Annotated in this window: 22 protein-coding genes and 1 pseudogene; 8 read left to right on the top strand and 15 right to left on the bottom strand. The window is 61.0% G+C overall.

The window, feature by feature from the left end; translation table 11 throughout:
• Window positions 1-99: 99 nt before the first annotated feature.
• From QRN42_RS07020 to QRN42_RS07005, 4 genes are all read right to left on the bottom strand, one after another.
• A complete protein-coding gene (locus QRN42_RS07020) occupies window positions 100-1581 on the bottom strand; it encodes a SpaH/EbpB family LPXTG-anchored major pilin (protein WP_284978551.1) in 1482 nt (493 codons plus the stop codon).
• 92 nt (window positions 1582-1673) lie between these two features.
• On the bottom strand, window positions 1674-4007 hold the full coding sequence (locus QRN42_RS07015; RefSeq protein WP_284978550.1) for a DUF7927 domain-containing protein: 2334 nt from the start codon (window positions 4005-4007) through the stop codon (window positions 1674-1676).
• Window positions 3938-4411: a hypothetical protein gene (locus QRN42_RS07010; RefSeq protein WP_284978549.1), complete on the bottom strand. Its 474-nt coding sequence runs from the start codon at window positions 4409-4411 to the stop codon at window positions 3938-3940. The genes QRN42_RS07015 and QRN42_RS07010 overlap by 70 nt, the downstream gene beginning before the upstream one ends.
• Before the next feature lie 147 nt (window positions 4412-4558).
• Window positions 4559-5107 (bottom strand): CGNR zinc finger domain-containing protein, encoded by a 549-nt coding sequence (locus QRN42_RS07005; protein ID WP_284978548.1) that lies wholly within the window; start codon window positions 5105-5107, stop codon window positions 4559-4561.
• 71 nt (window positions 5108-5178) lie between these two features.
• Between QRN42_RS07005 and QRN42_RS07000 the strand changes: the two genes are divergently transcribed.
• Together QRN42_RS07000 and QRN42_RS06995 are read left to right on the top strand one after the other, a co-directional pair.
• Complete coding sequence (locus QRN42_RS07000) at window positions 5179-6216, top strand: EamA family transporter (RefSeq protein WP_284978547.1); 1038 nt, start codon at window positions 5179-5181, stop codon at window positions 6214-6216.
• 98 nt (window positions 6217-6314) lie between these two features.
• Entirely contained in the window at window positions 6315-6587 is a 273-nt protein-coding gene (locus QRN42_RS06995; protein WP_284978546.1) for a DUF2277 domain-containing protein, read from the top strand.
• Window positions 6588-6620: 33 nt separating this feature from the next.
• On the opposite strand, the gene QRN42_RS06990 is transcribed toward QRN42_RS06995, so the two are convergent.
• From QRN42_RS06990 to QRN42_RS06955, 8 genes are all read right to left on the bottom strand, one after another.
• On the bottom strand, window positions 6621-8846 hold the full coding sequence (locus QRN42_RS06990) for a heavy metal translocating P-type ATPase (RefSeq protein WP_502869481.1): 2226 nt from the start codon (window positions 8844-8846) through the stop codon (window positions 6621-6623).
• 71 nt (window positions 8847-8917) lie between these two features.
• Entirely contained in the window at window positions 8918-9151 is a 234-nt protein-coding gene (locus tag QRN42_RS06985; protein WP_284978544.1) for a heavy-metal-associated domain-containing protein, read from the bottom strand.
• A 60-nt stretch (window positions 9152-9211) separates the two neighbouring features.
• A complete protein-coding gene (locus QRN42_RS06980; RefSeq protein ID WP_284978543.1) occupies window positions 9212-9577 on the bottom strand; it encodes a metal-sensitive transcriptional regulator in 366 nt (121 codons plus the stop codon).
• Window positions 9578-9663: 86 nt separating this feature from the next.
• On the bottom strand, window positions 9664-11841 hold the full coding sequence (locus QRN42_RS06975; protein WP_284978542.1) for a hypothetical protein: 2178 nt from the start codon (window positions 11839-11841) through the stop codon (window positions 9664-9666).
• Window positions 11842-11877: 36 nt separating this feature from the next.
• Window positions 11878-12234: a hypothetical protein gene (locus QRN42_RS06970; protein WP_284978541.1), complete on the bottom strand. Its 357-nt coding sequence runs from the start codon at window positions 12232-12234 to the stop codon at window positions 11878-11880.
• A gap of 963 nt (window positions 12235-13197) precedes the next feature.
• Window positions 13198-14007 carry an IclR family transcriptional regulator gene (locus QRN42_RS06965; RefSeq protein WP_284978540.1) on the bottom strand — a complete coding sequence of 270 codons (810 nt, stop codon included), beginning with the start codon at window positions 14005-14007 and terminating at the stop codon, window positions 13198-13200.
• 80 nt (window positions 14008-14087) lie between these two features.
• Window positions 14088-15437 (bottom strand): MFS transporter, encoded by a 1350-nt coding sequence (locus QRN42_RS06960; RefSeq protein ID WP_284978539.1) that lies wholly within the window; start codon window positions 15435-15437, stop codon window positions 14088-14090.
• On the bottom strand, window positions 15434-16993 hold the full coding sequence (locus QRN42_RS06955) for a bifunctional 3-(3-hydroxy-phenyl)propionate/3-hydroxycinnamic acid hydroxylase (protein ID WP_284978538.1): 1560 nt from the start codon (window positions 16991-16993) through the stop codon (window positions 15434-15436). The genes QRN42_RS06960 and QRN42_RS06955 overlap by 4 nt, the downstream gene beginning before the upstream one ends.
• Before the next feature lie 128 nt (window positions 16994-17121).
• On the opposite strand from QRN42_RS06955, the gene QRN42_RS06950 reads away from it, so the two are divergent.
• From QRN42_RS06950 to QRN42_RS06930, 5 genes are all read left to right on the top strand, one after another.
• Window positions 17122-18126, top strand: a complete 1005-nt coding sequence (locus QRN42_RS06950) for an amidohydrolase family protein (protein WP_284978537.1) — start codon at window positions 17122-17124, stop codon at window positions 18124-18126.
• Between the two features lie 139 nt (window positions 18127-18265).
• Window positions 18266-19360 (top strand): maleylacetate reductase, encoded by a 1095-nt coding sequence (locus QRN42_RS06945; RefSeq protein ID WP_284978536.1) that lies wholly within the window; start codon window positions 18266-18268, stop codon window positions 19358-19360.
• A gap of 20 nt (window positions 19361-19380) precedes the next feature.
• Window positions 19381-20313 (top strand): hydroxyquinol 1,2-dioxygenase, encoded by a 933-nt coding sequence (locus QRN42_RS06940; RefSeq protein ID WP_284978535.1) that lies wholly within the window; start codon window positions 19381-19383, stop codon window positions 20311-20313.
• On the top strand, window positions 20306-20695 hold the full coding sequence (locus QRN42_RS06935) for a nuclear transport factor 2 family protein (RefSeq protein ID WP_284978534.1): 390 nt from the start codon (window positions 20306-20308) through the stop codon (window positions 20693-20695). The genes QRN42_RS06940 and QRN42_RS06935 overlap by 8 nt, the downstream gene beginning before the upstream one ends.
• 372 nt (window positions 20696-21067) lie before the next feature.
• Entirely contained in the window at window positions 21068-21481 is a 414-nt protein-coding gene (locus tag QRN42_RS06930; RefSeq protein ID WP_284978533.1) for an ester cyclase, read from the top strand.
• Between the two features lie 776 nt (window positions 21482-22257).
• Here QRN42_RS06930 and QRN42_RS06925 read toward each other — a convergent pair.
• Entirely contained in the window at window positions 22258-23322 is a 1065-nt protein-coding gene (locus QRN42_RS06925) for an FUSC family protein (RefSeq protein ID WP_284978532.1), read from the bottom strand.
• 61 nt (window positions 23323-23383) lie between these two features.
• Between QRN42_RS06925 and QRN42_RS06920 the strand changes: the two genes are divergently transcribed.
• The gene (locus QRN42_RS06920) at window positions 23384-23923 is read left to right on the top strand and encodes a MarR family winged helix-turn-helix transcriptional regulator (RefSeq protein ID WP_284978531.1); all 540 of its coding nucleotides are present in this window, start codon (window positions 23384-23386) and stop codon (window positions 23921-23923) included.
• 418 nt (window positions 23924-24341) lie between these two features.
• On the opposite strand, the pseudogene QRN42_RS06915 reads toward QRN42_RS06920, so the two are convergent.
• Together QRN42_RS06915 and QRN42_RS06910 are read right to left on the bottom strand one after the other, a co-directional pair.
• Window positions 24342-25167: pseudogene (locus QRN42_RS06915) on the bottom strand (fumarylacetoacetate hydrolase family protein).
• 138 nt (window positions 25168-25305) lie between these two features.
• Window positions 25306-25629, bottom strand: a 324-nt coding sequence (locus QRN42_RS06910) for an aldehyde dehydrogenase family protein (protein WP_284978530.1), incomplete at its 5' end; no start/stop codon positions are given.

Raw genomic sequence — 25629 nt, 5'->3', positions numbered from 1 at the left:
GGGCATATCCGGGGAAACGAAGTGGGGAAGACCGCATGTTTGGCGTTCTTCCCCACTTCGGTATTCACACCGAGGACCGTTATCGGGGGTCCTCAGGTACTAGCTGTTGGTGCTCCGGCGTGACCGTACGAACATCAGTGCTGCGCCGACGACCAGGAGGCCGCCTGCTGCGTAGAGAACGCCGGTTCCCACGCCACCGGTCAGCGGAAGCTGGAAGCCACCGTTGGACGGGATGTTCTTGACCTGGAGGTCAACGCCAACCGTGGTGGTTGCGGCGTTGATCAGGAAGGAGACCGGCTCGGCCAAGAGTTCGTATCCTGCCGGAGCCGTGGTTTCCACCAGGTAGTAGGTGCGGTAGTTAGGCGAGCCCGGTGCCACTGCAGCGCCGTTGGCCCAATCGGAGTAGCGGAGTCCGGAAAGCGTCAGCGTTCCGTCTGCACCAACGGTGAAAGTGGTCTTGCCGTTGAGGGTGATCGGGTTGGTGCCGGCCTTGGCGTCAGCCTGGTTGGCGTAGACCGAGAAGGAAGCACCGGACAGGGCTGCGCCGTTCTGGTCAACCTTCTGGAGGGTCAGCTCGCCCCACTTGGTGACAACCGGGGGAGTGACGATCGGGCCGCCGGGCTGCCCCGGAGTTCCGGTGAAGCTACCGGCATTCGGGTAAACCACGGCAACGTTCTCGATTTCACCGATGGTGTTGACGGTGGTGTTCACAACAACCTGGACGCTGGTGGCGTTGTGGGCTGCGAGGATCAGGCGGCCAGCCGGAGTGAAAACGACCGAGACTGTGTTGGTGGCTGCATCGAAGGCAACGGTGTAATCGGTGCCGTTGGTGATAACGGTTCCGTCAACCAGCGTGGCGGTTGCGCCAACGTAGGTCAGCTTGGAATCGAGCTTATCCGTGATTTTGTAACCATCGATGACGGCTTCGTTCGGGATATCACCGGTAATGGTGAAGTTGACTGCGTCGCCGAACTTGACTGCAGGAGCGTCGGTGACGGTCTTCTGGGCGCCCGTTACGGAGTTCTTCGGGTAGACGTTGACGTCGTAGATCCAGTTGTTCTTGTTGTCCGGATCCGTCAGCGGCACGGAAACCAGGAACGGAGCCGACGGCGTTACGCCCGCCGGGTAGTTCGTTTCAGTGACGAGGTACAGGCCGAGGGGCAGGGTGCTGAAAGCCGCAGTTCCTGTGGCGTCAGTGGTCTTGGTCTGGGCCGTACCCAGCGTGTATCCCGCGCTGGTGATGGAGCCTGTGGGGTTGGATGCCGAGAAGGAACTGCTCAGGTTGTTTGCTTTGTCCCATCCAGCATTGGTGGTCAGGTCGATGGTGTTGACCTGCTGGATGCTGAACTCGATACCCGCCAGCGGCTTGAGGCCGGTGGTGTCTACGGCGGTGCCGTTGTTGGGCAGGCCGGTGGGAGTGGTGGGGCGCTCGAACTTGTGAACGGTGATGGAACCGGTCTTGGTGCCATCGACCAACGGGGCTGCCGAAGCCGGAGCCACGGAGAACGACATTGCCAACACCGCCCCGGCAATGGTGGCGGCGGCGGTCTTCCAAAGACGCCGGGAGCTTTGATTACTCACTTCTATCCTCTTTCTTTTTGATGGTGCGATGCTCGGGAGCGATCATTGTTGGAGAAACGGTCCGGCCGGAACGCGGCGGACCGGGACTTGAATCAGGCGGTTGCTTTGTTGCGCCTGAAGTTGCTGGAAGCCATTGCTGCCGCGGTCAGGAGCAGGGCTGCTCCGCCGACCGTGAAAGGCCACCAACCCATGCCACCGGATTCCGGCAGCTTCAGTGCCGGAACGTCGCGGACGGTGACGAGATAGATGCCGTTGGTGCCGCTGTCACTTGCCGTGACGACACCTGACCCGCTTCCCTTGCCGATGGTCACGGCGCCGCTGGCGGCAACGGTGAACTGCACGGGTTCGGCCAACAGGTTGAAGCCTGCCGGCGCCTTGGTCTCTTCGAGCCAGTAGACGCCGGGTTCAATACCCTGCAGTTGGAACTGGCCGGTCTGTGACGCGATGGGAGCCACCGAGTAGGCCGGGAGTGCCGCACCAGGTGTTCCGTTGGCATCGCCCAAGATGGACCAGGTAGAACCTGCCATGGGCACCCACGTCGAGTTTGAGGCCTCGCCAACTTTCTCGAAGAGAATCTTGGCCGGCGTGTGATGGGTGGTGGAGCACTCCGGAGCCATCGGGGTACTGTTCGGTGCGCAACGGATCGGGTTGACACTGCCGGTCCCCGTCACGACATTGACCAACTGGGCGCTCCAAGCGTCCGACTTCACGGTGACCTTGTAGGTGAGGGTTGCCGTCTGGCCTGCCGGAAGCGTGAAGGGCTGTGTGGTCAATACTGTTGAGCCGGCCGCAGGATTGGCCACGGCTACAGGCGCTGCCGCCCCGATGGTGAGCTGAGCGGAGCCAGACACGAACGTCCCCTGGTCCAAGACATCTGCCAGGTTATCCGTGAGCACAACTCCCGTGATCTGGCCACGGTTGCTGGTGGCCGTCACGGTGTAGCTGATGGTGTCGCCGGGCTTGACTGACGTATTTCCCGTTGAGGTGGTGCCGTTGACGGAAGCGGTCTTGGCAATCGTCCACTGGGGATCCACCGGCGTGGTGACCGTTGCGGAACATCCAGCACCCGGGGCGGGAGGGCATGCCGTGTCCACCGTTGGAACCTGGGTGGTGGAACCCGCGACAGGATTCGGACCGCCGCCGGGCATGTTCGGCACCGATGACTGGGCAGCAGGAACGATCGTGGCAGTGTTGGCGATATTGCCAGTAGTACCCAAGGCCACGGTGCCCTTCACCGTGTAGGTGAGGGTGCCGCCGGTGTTGATGCGTACCGCGCCAGAGATGCTGCCTGTGCCGCTGGCCGCGTTGCAGGCCGTGGGACCGGCCGGGGTCAGATTCGATGTTCCCGCGGCCGTTACCGCGCACGTCCATGTAGCGTTTTGGATGGAACCGGGCAGCGGGTCCGTGAAGGTGGCATTGATGGCGTCGCTGGGTCCGTTGTTGTGGACGACGACGGTGTAGGTGATGGGTTGGCCAGGGATGTACGTGGTCAGGTTGGTGCTCTTAGTGATGGACAGGTCCACGACCGGCAAGACCTTCAGAGGTGCAGTTCCGGGTGAGTAGAGCCCCGTGATCGTGGGGAAGTTGTTGGTGCAGTTCGCGATTGCGGTGCCATCGTTAGCTACACAGCCGGAGTTGTTGTACACGCCGGGAGTGTTGCTGGTGACCGTCACTGTGATGGTGCAGGAAGCGCTGCCCTGTGCAAGGTTGCCGGTGACATCGACAGTTTTACCGGACACCGTCGCCGCGGTCCGTACGCATGTGCCGCCGAACGGACCGACCGCAGTGAGCCCGGTGGGCAGCGTATCAACGAAGTGCCAGCCGTTCTTTGCCATGAGATCGCTGGTGTTCGTGACCGTGTAGGTCAACGTGGTGTTCTGGCCTTGGTAGATGCTGGTCGGTTGGAAGGCTTTGTCTAGCTGAGGCGTGACGTCCACCAATTGCGGAAGGTCGAAGCCGACGTCGTTGCCGTTTCCATTCGCTGTCAGGTTTCGAACCCGGATTCCGAGGGTCGGCGTGGTGCCGGTCAGGGGGACCTGGATAGCACCGGACTGGAGCTTGGCTACGCTGAAGTTGCTGTTCTGGTACGAGATGGCCTTACTGCTGGGGTCCGTGCAGGGATCCAAGTTGGAACCCACGACAGTTGGCACCCCGTTGACGAGGATGGCGAATTCTTGGCTCGCATGGTTGGAGAAGCAACTGGTGGCACCGAAGATACCCGAGACGGCGTAGTAGTGGCCGGCAATGGTGGGAATGCTGTTCTTGGTGGTTTGCAGCTGGATGCCCGCAGTCTGAGTACCGCTGACGCTGTTGGTGTACTCACTGAGGATCTGGTTCTGGGCCGCTTGGGCGTCGGTCATGCCTTGGTAGAGGCCCATGGCGTGGGCCATCTTGCCGAGTTCGTGAAAGCGGTGTTTCGCCCACATTCATCGTTGGTCAGGATGTTAAGCAGGCCACCATTGGTGGGCAGGGGAGTTCCTTCCCGCATGATCCAGCCATTGCATTCCTGGGCGCCCGGAAGCCATGCCGGATCAGCGGTGTACTGCTCGTTGGTCGCCGCCGCTCCTCCCACGTAGGATCCGAGCGGAATCGGCGCAGTGGCTGCATTGGCGCTGGAGAAGTCCTCGGTGTAAATCAACGTCCCTGGCTGCGTCACGCCGGGCGATCCGGGGGCTGCCGTGGCCGGCGTCGAGAGGTTGACGACGCCATAAGCGGTCATGCCAACCAAGACAAGAAGCATGCACGCCATGAGGCCAAGCACTGAAAGTCCAGGCCTGTCACCTGGCCCGCTATTGACACGAGCACGGGCGTGCTCAAATTGCTTCCGCATGGATCTCTTCTCCCTGATGCCTTGGTGAGCGGCCCTCGCTGAGAGGACCCCTTTTTCTTCCGAGGGGTAGGTGAGGAGAGCGGGAGGTTCGTGTCGAAAAACAAATGTGACCTTAGTCACAAGGCGGAACTGGGGCGTTAGACCCTTCTACTCGCCGCCAGCAGCCTTTCTGGCCCGATATGCGGCTACGTGCGCCCGGTTGGCGCAGTTTCCGGTATCGCAGTAGAGCTTGGAGCGGTTGCGGCTGAGGTCCAGCACTACGGCGTCGCAATCGCCTGCGGCGCACACGCGCATTCGGTCCATTTCTCCACTGCGGATGACGTCCACGATTGCCATGGCGGCTTCGGTTCCCAAGCGGTCGGCCAAGGGGGCTTCCGGCGTAGTTGCGTGCAGGTGCCAATTCCAGTGGTCATGTTTGACTAGCTGGGGGAGCGCTTTTGCGTCCGTCAGCAACTTGTTCACAACCATGGCGGCGGTGTCCTCGTCGGCACTCCACAGCGCGGTGAGTTCACTGCGAAGGCGCCTGACCGATCGCAGTTCGGCTGCGGATTTGATTCGGGAGCCGGTGAACTGCTCGGCGTCAAGGAATGCCTCCAGGTCTTCCACTGTGGCCAAAGAATCCCCACCATTTGCAGCGGTGTTGATGAGGGTGACGACACTGCGGAGGGCTACCTCGGTGTCAGGCGCAAAAAGCACTTTGACTCCTTACGAGTGTCGGGGGTACTGTCATGACCATAAGCCCACTTTACTCCTGACAGGAGGCTGCTGTGTCAGCTACGACGACGAAGGCTGGTGCACGAGGTTTCCTGGCGTCGGGTCTGGGAATTGCCCTCTTCTCCTCCGCTGTTTTCGGGACGTCCGGCTCATTTGCCAAATCAATGCTGGAAACCGGTTGGTCGCCTGGTGCTGCCGTCGCCGTGCGGCTCACAGGTGCCGCGCTGATCCTGGCCATTCCCGGCGTCGTGGTCCTCCGAGGGCGGTGGCACCAGGTCAAGGACAACTGGCTCACTATCTTGTTGTTCGGCCTGATTGGGGTGGCCGGTTGCCAGCTCTTCTACTTCAACGCCGTCTCACGGCTGTCCGTGGGTGTGGCCCTGCTGCTGGAATATCTGGCTCCGGTCATGATCGTGCTCTGGCTCTGGATTGCCAGCCGACGCCGTCCCCGGCTGCTTACGGCAGTTGGCGCCCTGCTGTCGCTCGGAGGCTTGGTTCTGGTGCTGGACCTGGCCGGGTCCGTGAAGGTCGACTTCGTTGGCGTCTTGTGGGGCATGGCCGCGGCAGTGTGCTTGGTGATCTATTTCTTCATCACCGCCAAGGAAAACGACACTCTGCCGCCGTTGGTCCTTGCCGCTGCGGGCTTGATGGTTGGCGCCGTGGTGATATGGCTCTTTGGTTTGGTGGGGCTCCTGCCCATGACCTTCAGCAACACGGACACTACGCTGGGCCCATGGACCACACCGTGGTGGGTCTCCGTTGCCGGGTTGGTCATCCTGGCGACCGTGCTCGCCTACGTTTCCGGAATCATGGCCGCTCGCAGCCTAGGCTCTAAGGTCGCATCCTTTGTGTCCCTGACCGAAGTGCTTTTCGCAGTCATTTGGGCGTGGTTACTGCTCGGTGAATTGCCAGGGGGCATCCAGTTGCTCGGCGGGCTGTTCATCGTGGGCGGAGTGGTCTTGGTTCGCTGGGACGAACTACGGGGAGACAGGCGGACGGGCCGTGACAGCGCCCAAGCGCTCGCGTTGGACCACGCGAACGACGTCGAACCCATCCCCTCGGGGAGCGGAACCAAGCGCGGAACCGAGTAGCGGGGCGATATTACCCTGGTGGCTGTCTCCGAAAGGCATCTGCCGAACGACGCTGCCCGCCCCTCCCGCACTTTGCCGGCCATAGTTAGCATTGGACTATGTGCCGGAATATTCGAACCCTCCACAATTTTGAACCTCGAGCGACGTCGACAGAGGTGGAGGCTGCAGCATTGCAATACGTGCGAAAAATCAGCGGGACCACTAAGCCCTCGAAAGATAACGAGGAGGCATTTGCGGAGGCTGTGCACGAGATCGCGCATATCACCCAGCATCTGTTGGACTCGTTAGTGACCCATGCGCCTGCAAAGAACCGCGAAGAAGAAGCAGCAAAGGCCAGGGCCCGGGCAGCCGTCCGATTCGGGACGGCTTAAGGCTCCTGACCGGTTCGCCTGCCGGTTGGGGCCCTACTTCCCGAACGCGCGCAGCCGAAGCGAATTCGCGACGACGAGCACCGAACTCGCTGCCATGGCTGCGCCCGCGATCATGGGATTCAGCAATCCGAATGCCGCCACCGGGATCCCGATTGCGTTATAGAAAAACGCCCAGAAGAGGTTCGTCTTGATGGTGGAGAGGGTTCTGCGCGACAGCTCAATGGCCTGCACCAGCTGACCTAGATCGTTGCCCATGATGGTCAAATCGGACGCCTCAATGGCCACGTCCGTGCCCGAGCCCATCGCTATGCCGAGGTCTGACTGCGCCAGGGCGGCGGCATCGTTGACGCCGTCGCCAGCCATGGCGACGATTGCCCCGGATGCCTGCAGCTTCCGGACGGCCTCGACCTTGCCCTCGGGGAGCACGCCGGCAAAGACATCCTCCGGCAGGATCCCTACTTCGCCTGCCACGCGGGCAGCAACTGCGGCGTTGTCACCGGTGAGCAGTAGGGGGCGGATATGCAGGTCCTTGAGGCGTCGGATGGCATCCGCGGAGCCGGGTTTGACGGAGTCACTCAGGCTGAGGATTCCCGCCGGGTAACCGTCGATTCCCACCCAGATGGCGGTGGCCCCCATGGCTTCCCGGTTCTGCAGGTCTTCGCGTTGCTCAAGGGTGAGCACGACGCCATTCTCTTGGAGCCAGCCTGAACGTCCCACCACCACTGTCCGGGTACCTGTAGGAAGCGACACGGCGCCCCGCACTCCACCGCCCGGCGCAGAGGCGAACGCTTCAATGCCTGGAAGCGGGCCGGCGTCGGGCATTTGCTCCTTCGCCGCTGTGGCAATTGCGTGGGCGATCGGGTGCTCTGACGCCGATTCCACTGCTCCGGCGAGCATCAAAACCGACTCGGGTGAGTGGCCGTTCAGGGTCAGCGTGTGGCTTACGGCGAGCCTTCCGGTGGTCACCGTACCCGTTTTATCCAAGAGAATCGTGTCCACGTGACGAGTATCCTCAAGTACCTGAGGGCCCTTGATCAGGATGCCCAACTGCGCACCTCGCCCGGTCCCGGTCAGCAGGCCAACGGGAGTGGCCAGACCGAGGGCGCACGGGCAGGCGATCACGAGAACGGCTACGGCCGCGGTGAAAGCGGCGTTGAGGTCTCCGGAGAACACCAGCCACAGTACGAACGTGACGATTGCAATGCCCAGCACAATAGGGACGAAGACCGAGCTGATGCGGTCTGCGAGGCGGGCAATCGGCGCCTTACCGGTCTGTGCTTGGCTGACGAGCCGACCCATGTGGGCAAGCGTAGTATCAGCGCCGACACGCGTGGCACGCACCAGTAGGCGACCCGAGGTGTTGATCGTCGCTCCCGTCACCGAGCTGCCGGGTGCAACCTCCACGGGGACCGATTCGCCGGTTACCAAGGAAGAGTCGACGGCGGACAAGCCGTCCGTGACGATCCCATCGGTCGCGATCTTTTCGCCCGGCCGTACAACGAAAACGTCACCCACCATGAGCTCACTCGCGGGGATTTTCTGTTCTGCGCCATTGACGAGGAGCGTGGCATCCTTTGCCCCGAGGTTCAGCAGGGCCTTCAGTGCATCGCCCGCTTTCGCCTTGGCGCTCGCCTCGAGGTAGCGGCCAAGGAGAAGGAACGTGGTGACAACACTCGCCACCTCAAAATAGAGCTCACCCGTAGTCATAGTTCCGGCGGATGGTTGTGCCGTCATAGTCGGGTCAGCGATAAGCTGCCACGCGGAATACGCGTAGGCGGCGATGACGCCGAGGGAAACCAGGGTGTCCATGGTGGAGGCGAGATGGCGTGCGTTAACGGCCGCAGCCCTATGGAAGGGCCACGCCGCCCAAGTCACCACTGGCAGGGACAGTGCAGCGACCACCCAGCCCCAGTTGGCAAAATGAAACGCCGGGATCATCGAGACGAGAAATACGGGAACGGTCAGGATTGCTGCGGCAATCAACCGCGGACGGAGACTTGACGCTGCCGGCCCATGGTCCATGTGGTTGGCATGGTCCGTACGAATCGCTGAGTTATCTTCATGAGTAACTGGCGGTTGGTGCTGGCGGAGGGTCGCCTTGTAACCAGTGGCGTTGACGGTATCAACAACTTGCTGGTCCGACACGGTATCCGGGACGGTGACGTGCGCGGACTCCAGGGGCAGGTTCACCGTGGCCTCTACGCCGTCGAGCTTTCGCAACTTCCGCTCGACTCGGTTGACGCACGAGGCGCAGGTCATGCCCTCAATGTCCAACTCGATAACTCGGGTTGCCGCAAGGCTGCCCGGCTCGCGCTCACCCACAGAAGCTCCTAAGCCTGGTTGGCGACTACCAGATAGCCTGCTTCTGCCACGGCCTCGCCGATTTCTTCAGGGATCAACGGTTTTGTTGATGTGATAATCACAGTGGACAGGCCGCCGGGGTTGAGGTCGACTGCCACTTCCTCGACGCCGTTGAGGGCTTCGAGTTCTTCGCTGACACTCGATACGCAGTGGCCGCAGGTCATGCCGGAAACGTTGACGTTGGTTTGGATGTGCTGGCTCATGGTGTACTCCTGGGCTGGGAAGGCTTGGTGGGGTCTGGGAAGGCTCGGCGAGCAGGGGGATTACCGCAGCAGGCGCCCAATTGCGCCCGTGGCTTCTTTTACTTTGGCTTCGATCTGTTCGGCTCGCGCCTCCGGGTCTGCCTCGGAGGCCGCACCGACAACGCAGTGCCCGATGTGCTCCTCCACCAAACCCAGGCTAACCGCGTGAAGGGCCTTGGTGGCCGCGGCGACCTGCGTGAGGATGTCGATGCAGTACTTGTCTTCTTCGACCATCCGTGCAATCCCGCGCACCTGGCCTTCAATGCGCTTCAGGCGCTTCAGGTACGCCTCTTTGTTGCTGGTGTAACCATGATGGGCAGTATGCTCCAGATCCGCTTCAATCACGGGTGCGAGCGGATGGCCCAGTTGCAGGTCCGGCGTGTTCATAGAGACAAAACTATACCCTCCGGGGGTATGATGCAAGTACCCCGGGAGGGTATAGATGGGAGGTTCGCCGAACCGCCGTCGAGCGTTTAGTACTTGCTGAACGTCGTTTGGACCTTACCGTCCTTTATCGTCACGCTGGCGTTCACATAGAAAGAACTGGTGTCGGTTGCCGGCTTCCAATCGGGTGTACCGAAACCGTAGGAGCTGTCTTTCTCGTAGCTGACCGTCGCCTTGCCGGGAGTGTCCGTCTCGATGCTCCAACCCGACGCGTCGAAGAGGTTTTTGCTGAGGCTTAATGTCGGCTTGGTGGTCAGTGACCAGTGGAAGTTCCGCGTATAACTCGAGGCGTAGATGCTGAACGGACAGTTGGCCGGCTCTGCTTCCGTGGACTTGAGGCACTCCGTAATGTGCGCGTTGACCTGCGCCAAAGCCTCCGTTTTCAATGCATCGCTGGCCTCAACATTCAGCTGTACCCCCGGCGGGGCTTGGGCTCCTTCCACCACAGTTACCAGAGCCGTGGACTTAGCCGCCGTCAAGTACTTCTCGGAGGCAGGCAATTCCACCGTGTACTCTCCAGGCAAGGCTGGAAGGTGTACGCCCGTGGAAGATGAAGTGCCGTCACCTAATCCGAGGTTGAGCTCATGGCCGTTGACCAACACAGTCTGCACGATGCTGTCCGCGGAGATGGCCAACTGCCCGATCGGAGCCGGATCCATCTTCCAGTGATCATCGAGGAGCTCCGGATTCGACTTGCGCAGTGTGTAGGTAGCCTGCTGTTTCCGACCATCCTGGCGTAGTTCCGCCACCACCTTGGCTCCGTCCCCGGAGGTTTGGGTGGACACGATGTCGAAACCGTCGATGCGCTTGCCGGCTTTAGAGTACACCTCGTCGGTCAGTAGCGCTCTTTGATCGTTCGCCACGTTGGGATCCGACAAGGCAATCGCCTTGGATGCCTCGCCGTTCTGAAGGGCCTGCAGATAGTCCTTCACGGGTTTGTCCGGGCCGTTGCCGTCCTTGATCACGTTGACGGTGATGGCCCCGGCGACCAGCAAGACAACTACCAAGCCGATTCCACCCAGCACCAGGCCAAGCTTGCGCTTAGCGCCGGGAGACATCGGCTCCCGGGGAGCGACCGCCGTCGTCTGGCTGTTTTGAGCGTAAGGGTCAGCGTAGCTGGCCGTATTCGGGTGGCCGGGCTGGCTCTGGTGAGGGTTCAGAGCATCCTGAACCGGGCGACGGGTCCTGAGCCTCTCAGCTGCGCGGGCCGGGATGTAATTGCTGAGGATGGGTGCGAGATAGCGCGCTGAGGCTTCGGTTGCAGCGCCCCACAGCAACATGACAAAAGCCGTCCACCCAGCCAGGGCCACGCTGCCGGTGCCCGTCACCAACGTTCCGGCCTCAAAGGAGCCGGTAAGTGAGCTGAGCCAGGTAAGGAGCGCCCCTGCCACCAGGAATGCGCCGGGAAGGACCACCCAGTCCGTTATTTTCTTGGTGTCGGCCGGGCCGCGCCGGAGATACCAAAATATCGAGGTCGCCACTAGTGCAACGAGTGCCAGAAGCAACAGAAGCCAGCCGGTCCACCCAGGGATGTCGAACTGGGTCAGCCCGGTTCCCGGGCCAAAGCCGGTTTCAGATCCTGAACTGTTCACGGACGATGAGGTGGACGTGCTGAAATTCCAGGTACGGACGATGGGGCTCAAATGGCCGAGCCCGAGCAGGAAGAAGCCTGCCGTCAGTGCCCAGAGTGGCGCCGAGAACGTTGCTTGCCAGCCGAATTTAATCCCCATAGCCGTGACCGCAACCGGCACGGCGACCACGAGAAAGACGCCGAAATGCACGCCTATTGCTGCCCCGGCATCGCGGATGATCGCGCGCACTCCGGTGGGCCGTCCCTGATGCCAAGTTCGCCCAGCCAAGCTCGCGAACGTTCCGACGACGAAGGCAGCTAGGACGGATCCGATGGTCACTGCGACCAGCGGTGCGACCTTCAGCTGCGGAATGGGAAATGAAATGCCGGTGATGGCCCCAATAACGTTGACCAACACCGTGAACACCAAGCCCGTGGCTGCTGACTCCAGCCACATTCCCGTCGTCGTCGGAGCGGGCTTCCGCTTGGCCACAAACCTTCCGCCGACAAACAGAACGACGATTGACAACGCCGTCAGCAACAGGGGCGTGGCAAATAGGCCAGCGGTGCCGTGCACATTCCCAAGAAATGGGACGGTCACATCGATTGTTGTGCCCAGTGCTCCAAGCTGGCTCATCACTACCAGCTGAGCAGCAAGCTGCATCATGATGGACTACGGCGACGGCGTCGAACCTTGCGGGAGCATCGAACTGGCCGGCACGTTGGTGTTGCCACCCTGGCTGATGGCGAGCCCTACTATGGCCAATACCAAAAAGGCGCATGCCACTACGTAGAGGGCCGCATACGCGATGACACCCAGCAAAGCGGAAGGAATCAGCGCGCTTGCATCAAAATGTTGTGATTTCGCTGGTCCGGGCGCCTGACTTTCCGTAGCAACTGGCGCGTTTCCAAGCCCGACAGTCCCGGTGTAAGTTTGGTCCGATCCTCGACCTTCAGGGCCGAAACCCCCAATTTTCTCGTGTCCTGGTTCAGTCACATTTTCCCCCAAAATGTTCAGTTTTTCACTCAATTGGAAGAATACCGGACAGAATTACGACGACGGCGATTCCCTGTAACGTTGCTGGGCGAATCGTTCACGTAGGTGTCAGTGTGGAGCATTGCCGGATTGGTCCGGGGGCCCAGCACCTTCACGTCGAGTGCCGCCGGTGATGTCTTGAGCCAATCTTGACGCGTTCCCCGGTATCGCTTGAGACGAGTCAGTCATACTCGAATCGTTCGGCAGAAGCCGGGACAAGCTGGGTGGTTGGTCTTGCAGTGGGCTGACTATCTCAGGTTCTCATCCGTTGCGTGCACCGAAAGCCTCCCCACCTCCCCCAGTCCATCTCTTGACGGGGGCCATCACGCGGGCGCGCGGCCGCCTGCCCATGGTGCCGCTGCCGCCGTCGTGTGCCCCAGGAAACTTAGTCAACAAGGCAACCGCACCCCGCTCGCCATCGTCTATCGGCCGGCCATTTTCATTTTGATTTTCCGTGCCGACGTGCCCCTCGTGGGAGGGTGGAAGTGTCAGGTTATGCTCTAAGAGATGCTTGATCGTGTGTCAGAAACAGCAGAATCCAGCGCTAGTCTGACGCTTTTTGGGTAGGTGCTTGACGTCAGGCTGGGGTGTACGCCATCCGGGCAACAAGATGTAGAGAAGAGGCGGAACGGCATGGATATGGTTCTGCCTGTGCTTGGTGGATATCACGCGTCTTCCTCGTACCAGCCAATCCATGCGGCTGAGTCGAGCCTAGTATCCGAGAAGGGCAATTCCGCCGCGCCCTTTGGTTTTTCTTGGCCACTGGCGTCAAGCAAAGAGGCCAGGTGCTTCCACAGTTGAATCATGGTGTTTCCTTCCAAGCATTATGGAGCACTGGCTCAAGGGGATAGCTGTCGTGCACTCAAGCGTGCAGGCTGACACCCACGGATTCAGTCGCGTGCTGCTTTGTGTCTCGAATCGAGTCGCTACCTCCGAGGGTCTGGGACGAGAGCCTTTTTATGCAGATATAGCGGCGTCGCCTTCAAAGGGCATGCCGAGCTCACTTGAGATTTTTCGTGTGATGCTGAGCAGCTGGGTTTTTACCAGTTCCAGTTCGTCTTCGTGGACGACTTCGGTGGGGAAGACAACCGCGACCGTCAATGGGATTGCATCGAGGGATGAATATACGGGAGCTGCGATCGAGGACACACCCGGGATGACGCCTCCGGATGTAAAGGCATATCCGTTAGTTGAGACTTCGCTCCGGAGTCGCTGGATATCTTCGTCTGTGTATGCGTTGGGGCTCCGCCGGGAGCGTTCTGCTGCCAGCGTTGCAGCCCACATGGATTCCGGCAGGAAACCGAGGAAGACCTGGCCGCTGGACGAGGTAAGCATGGGGAGTGTGGCGCCGAGACGGATGTTGATCGGCAGTGCGTGGCTTCCATAGTCCCAACGGACGACCACCGGGCCGTCGTCTCCCCAGACCGCAATGTTTACCGAGTGTCCGCATTCGTCCCGTAGATCGGGGGTGTAATCAGAAGCCACCGAGACCTCGTTGGTCCTGCGCAGTGATTCTGCCCCCAGACGGCGCATGGCTGCCCCGAAGTCGTACCGGCCGGTCTTCGGGGACTGGCTGACAAGTCCGATCCTGGTAAGGCTCACCAGGTACCGGTGAGCCTTACTGGGTTGGAAGCCGCTTCGCTCCGCGATTTCAGAAAGGGACATGGGGCCGCCGCCGGATTCGAGGGCTTCGATGATCCGCATTGCGAGCTCAACGGACTGGATACCTTGGCGTTCTGAGGGGGCGGCGGCTTCCATGTCGCTCATGACCATGCACTTCCTTACAAATTGTTTGCCGATCATGATCGTATCGGTCAGGTAATCGATCGCGGTCGATGGCGGCGGCTTTATCCAGTTACTCCGCCGGGTACGTCTCCTCTAAGCGCACCGACTTCGTGGCTTCCAGGTTCGCTGACTCGTATCCGCGGGACCAGGAGTGATGCGACAGCTCCTACCACTGCGGGGATGGCAAAGGTGTAGAAGTTCCATTCGACGGACAGTCCTGAAGTGAGGACCCATGCGCCCAGCGAGGGGCCGACAATGGCGCCAAGCCGGCCGAAGGACAGCGCCCACGCAAGGCCGCTTCCACGCATGTCATCGGGGTACCGGGTCAGAATGAACCCGTTGACAAGAATTTGCGAGCCGATGAAGCCGACCCCACTGAGGAACATCAGGATGAACAATACGACGACGTTCGGGTTCAGGCTCATGGCTACCAGGCTGAGCGCCCCCATCAGGAACGCAGTCACGACAACTGGTTTCGCCCCTATCCTGTCGGCGATTCTTCCGCCGACGATGACGCCGACGCCGACGCCGATCCACATCGCAGCAGTCTGCAGAAGGGCGGATCCGAGCGAGTAACCGTTGGCCTGCATCATCGTGGGCAGCCACGCGGTGATACCGAACACAAGGAGGAGCCCGCAGAAGGTCATGATCCAGAACAGGATCGTGGCCCCGGCGACACCGGCAGAAAAGAGCGGTCCGATGCCTGCGAAGTGTCGCTTCCCTGCAGCCACGAGGACTGGCTCCGGCAAGCCCATGGCGGCGCTGAGGCGGTGCGCTGACTCTACGCGGCCCAGGCGCAGAAGATGGACGGGCGTTTCGGGCAAAAGCTTCCAGGCAAAGGGAAGGATCACCACGGCCGGGATGATTCCGATGACGTACAACCATCGGAATGAGGCGCTGGGGAGCAATGCAGCGCCCAGCAGCGGGGCGGCTAGGCCGCCTACGGCGTATCCGGCCATCACGATGCCTGTATTCCTGTTACGGCGGCCGGGCAGAGACAAGTCAGCCACGTAGGCCAACAGGGTGGGCAGGACGATTCCAAGACCCAACCCCACCAGGATGCGTCCGAGACCGAAAATGAGGACACTGGGCGCCGCGGCTGAAAGGAGCATGCCGACCGAAAAGATCATGCAGCTGGACAGGATGAGCCGTCTCGGGCCGATGCGGCTGATCATGGCGCCGGCCAGGCCTGCGCCGATCATCATGCCAACCGCGACCACGGAGCCGAGAGTGCCCGCGGCGCCCTTGTCGACGTTCAGGGCGTGGTCGGCCAGCAACGAGGGGACGGTTACGCCGTAAACTGCCAGGTCATAGCCTTCCAAACCGCCAATGACCAGTGCGACGGTCAACAGAACGCGCTCGGAGATTGTCCTGATGTGTTCCTTTCCCTGAGTCTGTTCTTTGGTGCTCATGCGCTCACGCTTCCTGATGTTGCAGGGATTTTGGTTTCGAATGCGAAGCTTTTGTCGTACTCGCGGATGAGTCCAGTAACTTCACCGCCTGTTCGTACGGCCCCGAAGATGTAGAAGTCGGGGCGAACCAGTACTGCTGAGCATTGGTTGGTCTCAAACCAGCTCCAGTAGCTGCCGTTGACATCCGTGAATGCTTCGGCCCGACCTGTTGCGGGGTTTACCACGACGACGTCTCCGCCGGCGATGTCATGGGCGCTTTCGGGGGCGAACTCTTCGTAGCCCGAGCGGAGGAGCAGCAGCCGAGGGCCGTAGCCGAAGATCCCGTCGAAGCGGCCTTGGTCCCCTGCCGCCGTGCGTACCTCGTCCTGGATGAACAGGTGGCCGGCAGCGGCGTGGCCATTGCCGGACAGGAAGCCCGGGCCGAGGCCGGGAAAGCGCAGTTTTTCCGGGTTGTGGTTCCGGGCCCGGTTGGCCAGATATTGCCGGTCCCGTTCGGCTGCCGCCTCGGGGTCGCGCATGGTCTGGACCTTCCCGAGTTCGATGCCTTTGTGTACCACGGCGGCTACGTGGGGTTCGCGCTCGGACTGGTACGTATCAAGGATCGAGTCCTGAGCCTGCCCGGCCAGCAGCAGATCAAGCTTGAACGCCAGGTTATGGGCATCCCGGATGCCGGAGCACATTCCCTGTCCCAGGAAAGGCGGCATCTGGTGGGCAGCGTCGCCAGCCAGAATGATCCTTCCCCTTCGCCATGGGTTAGCAAGCAGCGACCTGAAGGTGTACGTGGCGACCCGCACCAGTTCCGCCTGACCCGGCGCCAAATAGGGCGCTACGCGGTTCCAGACACGCTCGGGGTCACGTTCGATTTCAAAGTCGGCTTCAGAGTCGAGCATGAAACTGAACCGGTGGTGGTCCGGCCCCAGGGAGATGATCGACTGGGGCTGTTTGGGATCACATACTTGGCGGGCGTGTGGCGGCCGGGCGTCGCCGGTAAGCCGGAAATCGCATACAAGCCAGGGCTCCGAGAAACCGAAGTCTGTGAGTTCGGCATCGATCTTGGCCCGGGTAGTGCCGTTGCCACCGTCGCAGGCAACAACGTATTTGACACTCACAGCTTCAGCCCCGGCCACATTCACACGGACCTCGTCACCCCTGTCTTCATATCCGTCGACCTTCGAGTTGAACCTGACCTCGACATTAGGAAGGGAAGTGCAGAGGGCGGACAGCGCATTTTCCAGATCGGGCTGGTACATCATGTACCACTCGGACCATCCAGAGGCGCCCTTCAACGCAAACTCGTGCTCGATCAAAAGATCGCCGGCACCGTTGCGCCACTCATAGTTCCTTTGCGCGCTGACCTTGGGCAGAAGTTCCTCGGCTATCCCGAGCTCTGCGAACGTGCGCATGGTCTCGTCATCGAAAATCGCTGCCCGAGGAAGGTTATACAGGCCGGCGTAGCGCTCCAGCACAATCACCTTGTGCCCAGCCTTCCCGAGCAGGGCCGCCATGGCCATGCCCACCGGACCGTATCCCACGACAGCAACGTCGTACTTTTCCATCCTCAAATCCTCAAATCTCTCGGCACGCATCTCCTGTGATGCTTGACACAACCCAAGACTAGAATTCATCATAGATAAAGTCAATGCATAATAGTGAACGCAGTGACTCAAGGTTCAAAGGAGACCCAATGAAGAAAATTGCCCTCGAAGAACACTTCGTAACCCCTGATCTGGTGGGCTACGGCAGCAGCACCTCGAACATCGCGCAGCCGCAGGCGTGGGCCGATGCCTCCCGCAGGCTCCTGGACTTTACGGAGGAGCGGCTGCCGGAAATGGATCTGCACGGGATCGACATGGAAGTCCTGTCTCTCAACTCCCCGGGCATCCAGGCCGAAACCGACCCCGCGGTGGCTATTGCCAAGACCAAGACAGTGAATGACTTCCTGGCCGGCATCATGGCTGAAAGGCCCGACCGGTTCTCAGGCTTCGCAGCGCTGCCGCTGCAGGATCCCCAGGCCGCGGCCAAGGAACTGGAACGCGCCGTCAAGGACCTGGGAATGAAGGGTGCTTTGGTTAATGCCCACACCAACGGCATGTACTTGGATGATCCGAAGCTCCGCATTGTCTGGGAAATGGCAGAAGGCCTCGACGTTCCGTTGTACTTGCACCCGGCAAATGGTGTGGACACGGCTCACGTACTCAGCGGACACCCGGAACTGGTGGGTCCGATGTGGAGCTGGGGAATCGATACCTCCACTCACGCCCTCCGGCTGATCTTCGGCGGGGTCTTTGACGACTTCCCCAACGCGAAGCTGCTTCTGGGACACATGGGTGAAGGCCTGCCCTACGTTCTGTGGCGGATGGATTCACGCTGGGGTTTCCACAACCACCACGGCATCGAGCTCGCCAAGGGCAAGCCCTCGGAATACCTGCGCGAAAACCTGTACGTCACTACGAGCGGGGTGTGCTCGCCCGCCCCGCTCCTGTGTGCATTGCTGGCGCTGGGCTCCGAACACATCCTGTTCGGCACCGACTACCCGTTCGAAACCATTGAGGAAGCCGCGAAGTTCCTGGACAACGCACCCATCAGCGAGGCCGACCGCGCCAACATCAGCTACCGCAACGCAGAAAAGCTGCTCCGCTTGGGAGATGAAGCCGCAATCCCCACCGCACTGGCGGCGTCCGCCAAATAGTCGCGAGGCAGCCTGAGCGACAGGGCTCAGGGGCTTCGGGCGGTGCTCATGCCACGTTGATCAGGATGGCATGAGCACCGCCCGGGGCGCTCGATTCAAGCATCAACACGACATGAGCATGAGCAGGAGTACGGAAGATATGGGAATGGAATTCGAGCACACGACGCTGGGGCAGAGAGTGCTTTTCGGCTCCGGGAAAGCCGCCGGTTACCTCGCAGCAGAGGTAACCCGGCTGGACGCGAAGAAGGTGATGGTCATCGCCTCGAAGTTCGAGACCGAGATGGCCCGGCAGGCCTGCGCGGAGATCGAAGTCGCAATGTGGCACGACGACGTGGTCATGCATGTCCCCATGGAAACGGCTGATAAGGCACGGGCGGCCGCAGCGGACGCGGACATCGACCTCCTGGTATCCGTAGGGGGCGGCTCGACCACGGGCCTGGCCAAGGCGGTCGCTCTGACAACCGGGATACCGATCATCGCGGTTCCCACCACCTACGCCGGGTCTGAGGCAACCAACGTCTGGGGCCTGACAGAAGACCGCACCAAAACCACGGGGGTTGATGACAGGGTCCTGCCCGTCACGGTCATCTACGACGCGCAATTCACCGTTTCACTGCCCGCGGGCATGTCCGTGGCCTCGGGATTGAACGCCCTGGCACACTGCGTGGATTCATTGTGGGCGCCAAAGGCAGACCCCATCAACCAGGCACTGGCACTGGAAGGAGTCCGCGCCCTGACCGCCGGGCTCACCGGGATCACCGCGGACGTCGGCGACATCCTGGCGCGCGAGCAGTCACTTTACGGCTGCTATCTTGCCGCAGTCGCCTTCGCCTCCGCAGGTTCCGGGCTGCACCACAAGATCTGCCACGTCCTCGGCGGAACCTTCAACCTCCCGCATGCCGAAACCCACGCCGTAGTCCTTCCATACGTTCTGGCGCTCAACGCCCCGGCCGTACCGGAACTGGCAGCCCGGCTCGCCGCCGCCCTAGGACACACCGAGGACACCAAGACCTCGGCCGTCCAGGCACTGAACAGCCTCCGGGAAAGCCTCAACGCGCCAAAGTCCCTCGCCGATTACGGCTTCACCCCAGAAGACATCCCCGAGGCCGTCCGCCGGGTCCTTGCCGTGGTGCCGGGATCGAACCCGACCTCTGCCACGGAGGAGAACATCACCGCGCTGCTCTCCGCGGCACAGGCCGGCGACGTCCCCGCCCCTGAACTGGCCACCTTGTGAAGACAACAAAGGACACTCCAATGACCACCACCACCGGAACCTCCATGGCTCCCGACCCAGTCCAGGCCGCCGTCGAACAGGAACTGACAGAGACTGTCGTCGACTCCTTCAAAAACACCCCGGACGAGCGGCTGAAGACGCTCCTGGAAGCCCTCACCCGGCACCTTCACTCCTTCATCCGAGAAGTGCGTCTCACCGAAGAGGAATGGGACGCCGCGATCAACTTTCTGACCGCATGCGGACATATCACCGACGACAAAAGGCAGGAGTTCATCCTGCTCTCGGATATATTCGGCGCCTCCATGCAGACGGTCGCAGTGAACAACCCCACCCACGGCAACGCCACCGAGGCCACCGTGTTCGGACCCTTCTTCACAGAGGACGCCCCCGAAATCCCCAACGGAGGAGACATCGCCGGCGGCGCCACCGGACAACCGTGCTGGGTTGAAGGCACCGTCACCACCACCGAGGGTAAACCAGTCCCCGGTGCCCGGATCGAAGTCTGGGAAGCCGACGACGAAGGGTTCTACGACGCCCAGTACTCCGACGGGAGGATTGCCGGCCGCGCCCATCTGTTCGCCGACGAAAACGGCCAATACTCCTTCTGGGGACTGACCCCCACGCCATACCCCATCCCGCACGACGGTCCCGTCGGCAAACTCCTGGCAGCAGTCAACCGGTCGCCGGTACGCGCCTCACACCTACACTTCATGGTCACAGCCCCGGGGCAACGCACCCTGGTGACACACATCTTCGTCGACGGCGACCCCCAGATCGCCATCGGCGACTCCGTGTTCGGAGTCAAAGACTCCCTGATCAAGAAATTCATCGAACAGAAACCCGGCACCCCCACCCCCAACAGCCGGGACCTCGCTGGCCAGCCCTGGGCCCGAACCCGATTCGACATCGTCCTCGCCCCAGAGGCCGGCAACATACCCAAGTCCCATGACTGACTCCGAACGAATATCGGAATCCGTCATCCAAGACTTGGAAGCGAAACGCTACAGGGCCGTCCTCGAGCAGGACTTCGCTACCTTCGACGATCTCTGCCATGACGAACTCGTCTACTCCCACTCCGGAGGCAACCGCGACTCCAGGCAGGACTACACGGCCAAGCTCCGCACTGGCACCCTCCGCTATCACAGGATCGAGAATTCCATTGAAAGCATCACCATCATCGGGAATACAGCTTTGGTGCTGGGACGCATGAAGGCCGACCTGACAGTCAACGGAACCGATAAGACCATAAACAATAGCTCACTGGCCGTATGGATCCAAGAAGGCGACGAGTGGAAATTCGTCGCCTACCAGCCCACACCCCTCCCGAACTCCTAAGGACCTGCCGTCGAAGGCGCGAGCAAGCTCATTTACCGGATTGAAAAGGCCGGATATTGCCGTCGGAGAATTAACCCAGTCGATCGAAGGTCCTCCCTCATCGAGCTCACGGCGGACGGTCGAATCTTGCTGGAAGGGGCCAGGAACACCCGGTTCAAGCCGAGCTGCATCTGCGACTGAATCCTGTGCTCACCGAGCAGAACACGGATGAACTCATGGAACTGCTCGGTCGGCTGCTACATGCCAGTCGAGCCGGCGGCCGCTGCAGTGCGACCTAGCTGAGAGGCTTGCGGGAACCAGAGTTCATCATCCGATAGCCACCAAAATACTGTGTGTGCCGTAGCGAAATAGAGACGTGAAGGAAGCAAACAAATGACTGAAGAACTGCGTGAACGGATGGACCGTTTCGTTGAATTCATCAATTCAGCCGACGAAAGGATTGGTGATGAGATCATCTCGCCGTCGGCAACGTTCCATGTGCCTTTCCTGCCAGAGCCAGTGCAGGGTCCAGGCGGCTACGTCAAAATCATCGGGATCATGCGGCAAGCGTTTCCCGACGTCCAGTGGTCGCTGGAAGAAACCATTATTGAAGGAAACACAGTAGCCGCTCGATTCATCCTTCGTGGCACGCACCGAGGGGACTTCCTCGGCGTCCCTGCAACAGGCAAACAGATCCAAACGCAGGCAATGAACATTTATCGGTTCACGAATGGTCAAATCGGTGAAGAGCACGGTCTCCCGGATCTCTTCGGGCTGATGATGCAAATCCGGCCGACGGATGCTTAGATGTACGAGTCAAGACGTTAATTACATCGTGACTAGGTGAAGACCTCTCAGGTTGGTGGACACCAAACACAGGTCAACGACTAAGAAGTCTCACTAGTGGCAGGTGCGGGTCAAGAAACTTCTGGCACGCATGTCGAGCTTTCCGAGCTGCTTACCGGGACGGTCTTGCTGGTGGGGCCGATGATCTCTTGGCACATATTCACGAGCGCCCCTTCGGCTCCCCTTAATACCAGCGCCGATAATGGATATTCGGTCAACTAGCTATCGGGTTAGCCCTGGGGAGCAGAAACCGTAGGAGTGTCCTCTCGCACCCGTCCAGGTTCTCGAAGATCGCCTCGCCGAAGAGCCGCACTGGACGGCCTGGCAGACAGCGCGGGGGCCACTTGCGGCCGCCGATCAGCCTGCCTCGCCTGGCACGCGAAACTCGAAGCAACGATCGCCGTGGCGTCAGAATAGAGCGAAATTTCCCTTTTATTGACAGTCGCTCATGATGTTCTCAAATCCCACCCTGACAGTCGAATGGCAGGAAAACCGCGGTGCAGTAGCCCGAGAATCATCGAAATAGACCAATTAATCGGGACTCGATGAGACTCGGTTGCGGCAGGAGCTGACGAAGTGCCCTTTTGCGGCTTGACAGGTGCCTGAGAACAAGACCGAAGCCCACCGGCAGGTAAATCCTCCCTTGCGAAACCGCATTTACGTCAGGCTGGGGTGTGATTCAACCTGATGGTTCATCTCTAGTTCCCCCGTGAGACCTCGTTCCCGCGCCCCGAAAGCTATCCCGCTTGTTCCTCCGGGTGCCTTAGGTTATGTGTCAGGACTATCAAGACCATCACAACTGACAAACCGATGCAGGTTTCCAGAGCGCGGTCGGCCAGTAGTGGGCCGAGCGGTTGTGGATGGTTGAGAAACATCATGCCAATGGTCAGGGGTGTGAGGAAGAGCATCGCCAGTCCGTAATTGCGGGCCACCATGAGCTCTGTCAGGGCAGTCAACAGAGCCAGTACGACGATGAGGACAGGGCCGCCGGGCACCCAAAAGAGTAAAAGACCGGTGACGCCGATGCCCAGGAAGGTGCCTATCATTCGGTGGGTAGCCCTGGTCAGCTGCCCTGTCGTTGTCGCCCCGATTACTGGCACGATGGCAGTAACCATAGCCCAGTAGGGGTGCGCGAGACCGCCGGCGAGACTCAACATGCCTGCCGTAGCTGCAGCGAGCAGGCAGGCAAGCGAGTGTGCGGCAATCAGGGGCAGTGGCAGGCGCCGGGGAGCGGCTGGTGCCTGCCGGGCCGGGGCGCCGCCTCGACGCGGGCGGGTGACGGTCTCAAGGGCTCCTCCGACGATGGTCACAAGAATTGTAAGAACAGCTGAGCCGGCAGCTGCCGTGGCAATCAGTGGTAGCCCGGTGTTTCCCGGAGGGGTGTAGGCGCTTACTGCGAAGGCGAAGACAAAGAAGAGGCAGCCGGATGGTGTCCATTGGAGCAGGTCGGCTGCCGCAGAGCACAGGCAGGCGACAAGGGCTGTTGCCAGAACGGTGGTCCAGCCAGGAAGGTCTGCGGCGGATACGGCCGCCCCGATAAGGATCAATAGGGCAAGAACAGTCGAGGTCTGCAGTTGCATCGTGAGACGTCGGGGTAAAGAAGCGTTGCGCCCAAAAACCGCTCCGGTCGCTGCAAGTATCGCAAAGGGAGCTAGTTCGATCTTGTTCAATGACCACAGCACAAGGAGCGGCAGCAGGGCTGATGCCCCGGCTCGGACGGCGACCCGATGGGCGCCTGCGTGGGGACCGACGGCCAGGAGCTGTTTCACTCGCGGAATTGCAGTGACTGATGGTGATGTCACGATCCTCCAATTAAAAGTATTTCGCTGGCGAAGTACTTTTAATTTACAGTACGGTTGCTACATGAGGGACTCGGTGGATGGCGTTGTGGAGCAATGGCGACTAAGGCTGCCTTCGATTGAGGTGGAGGCGGCCGCCGTCTTGGGGCGCATCCACCGCATATCGCGCATTGTCCAACTGCAAAGCGAAGCCCTTCTTGAGAAGGCCGGCCTAACGCGGGGCGAATTTGACGTCCTGGCTGTTCTGATGAGGCACGGCGACCCATTGGCTCCCACTGAAATCGCGGCCGCACTCTCGGCTTCTCCGGCCGGAACGACCAAGAGGGTGCAGAAACTTCTCGCGGCTGGGCTGCTAACACGGAGACCGCACGAAAGCGACCGACGCAGCGCGCTATTGGATCTCACTCCGCGGGCCCGGCAGGAGATACCCCCGCTGCTCGAAGCGATCACCGGCATCGAGCGGGAATTGCTCGCAATATTGCCGCCGGAAGAAACCAGTCACCTCAACCACGCTCTGAAACTCTTGCTGGTGGAGTTGGAGTCCAAGGGGCTGGAGGCGCCTGAGAAGTTACCCCGCCAGCATTTTGCTAGCACCGGGCCCTAGGCATTACGGCGTTCCTGCCTGGTTGCGGGAAAGCTGCCGGGCGCCGCGGGATGTTCGGCGGTATCAATGTTAGGGTAGGCCGCCAGTCCCCACCGTCATTTTGCGCGGGTCGCCGAGCCCCTGCTCCAAGTCTGCGACTTCCGCCGTGCTGAGTGATCTGACCGATGGTATGAGTTCAGCCGCGCTCTGTCCCACATGGTGACGCATGCGCGCCTCCGCGGCCGCCGCTAAGCCGTCGTAGGCTTGTTCGAACAGCTTTCGCGCCATAGCAAGCGGCCAGTCCGCGACCATCTCACGTCTCACTTTCACGGGGCGCCGTTTCAGGGCCCGCGTAAGGACCTGGGGGCGTTACGTGGCGGACGAAAGAGGCTCAGGGTGCGTTGCAAAGGCTGGTCCTTTGACCCTGCCAACTCCCCGATCAAGCTTCTTTGACCACGCGGTTTCTCAGCTGGCCCAGGCCTTCGACGCTGGTGACCAGGATCTGGCCCTCGTGCAGGTATCGCTTGGGGTCCTGGGCGTGGCCCACGCCGCCAGGGGTGCCCGTGGAAATCACGTCGCCGGGGTTCAGCGTGATGATCGTGGAGATGTAGGAGACCAGGAACTCAGGGGTGAACACCAGGTCCGAGGTCGGGGTGCTCTGTTGGACTTCGCCGTCCACGGCTGAGGTCATCAGGGGGCCGGGCAGGAACTCGTCCTTAGTGATCATGGCCGGCCCGAATGGCGTAGACTTTTCCCAAGTCTTGCCCTGCAGCCACTGCAGGGTGCGGAACTGGTAGTCACGCATGCTGACGTCGTTCAGCACTGAATACCCGGCGATGTGATCCCCCGCCTGGGCTTCGGGGATCCGCCGCCCGGCCCTACCGATCACGACGGCGAGCTCGGTCCCAGTCCACGGTGTCCGATTCCTCTGGCAGGATCAGGTCGTCGTTGGCACCGATCAGGGATTCGGCGTATTTGGCGAACAGTGTGGGGTACGCCGGAACATCATGCCCCATCTCTTAGATGTGGTTCCGATAGTTTTGGCCCACGCAGATGATCTTGCCCGGGGACGGCACGACGGCGGCGAGATCGGCGCCGTCATAGGGGTGCGGTGTGCCCTCAGCTGTCTTCGCCGTGGTCTCCCAGTTGGGGTCTTTTAGCAGGGCGCCGACATCGGGAAAGCCGGGAATCTCGGTGAGGGTGTCGCCGTCCTGCCGGACGGCTGTGGTGACGCCGTTGCCAAGGCGGAGCGTGAGGAGTTTCATTGCTTGCTGCGTCCTTCAAAGTAGGTGCGGTGGGAAAAGCGCCTGGGTCCTTGGGAGTGCCCCCTGCTGGATGGTTCTCAGTCGCCCAGCCGAGGTAGCCGCGTTCGGGGCCCAAGCGGTTGCAGTTCCCATGCCTGTTCACGCGGTGTAGGGGTCGCTGATACCGATGTACTGGGTAGTGGTGTATTCGGCGATGCCTTCGGAGCCGCCTTCACGGCCGAGACCTGATTGCTTGACGCCGCCGAAAGGGGCGGCTGCGTTGGAGATGACGCCAGCGTTGAAGCCGACCATGCCGAACTCGATCTGCTCCGCCACTCGGAGGAGCCGGTTGAAGTCGCGGCTGTAGAGGTAGGACGCGAGCCCGTACTCGGTGCTGTTGGCGAGCTTGATGGCGTCTTCTTCAGTGCTGAAGGTGGTGACGGGGGCGACCGGGCCGAATATCTCCTGGCCCAGGATCGCGGC

Source organism: Arthrobacter sp. fls2-241-R2A-200 (assembly GCF_030209745.1).
Taxonomy (GTDB): Bacteria; Actinomycetota; Actinomycetes; order Actinomycetales; family Micrococcaceae; genus Arthrobacter.
This window is presented reverse-complemented; position numbering and strand designations above follow the sequence as displayed.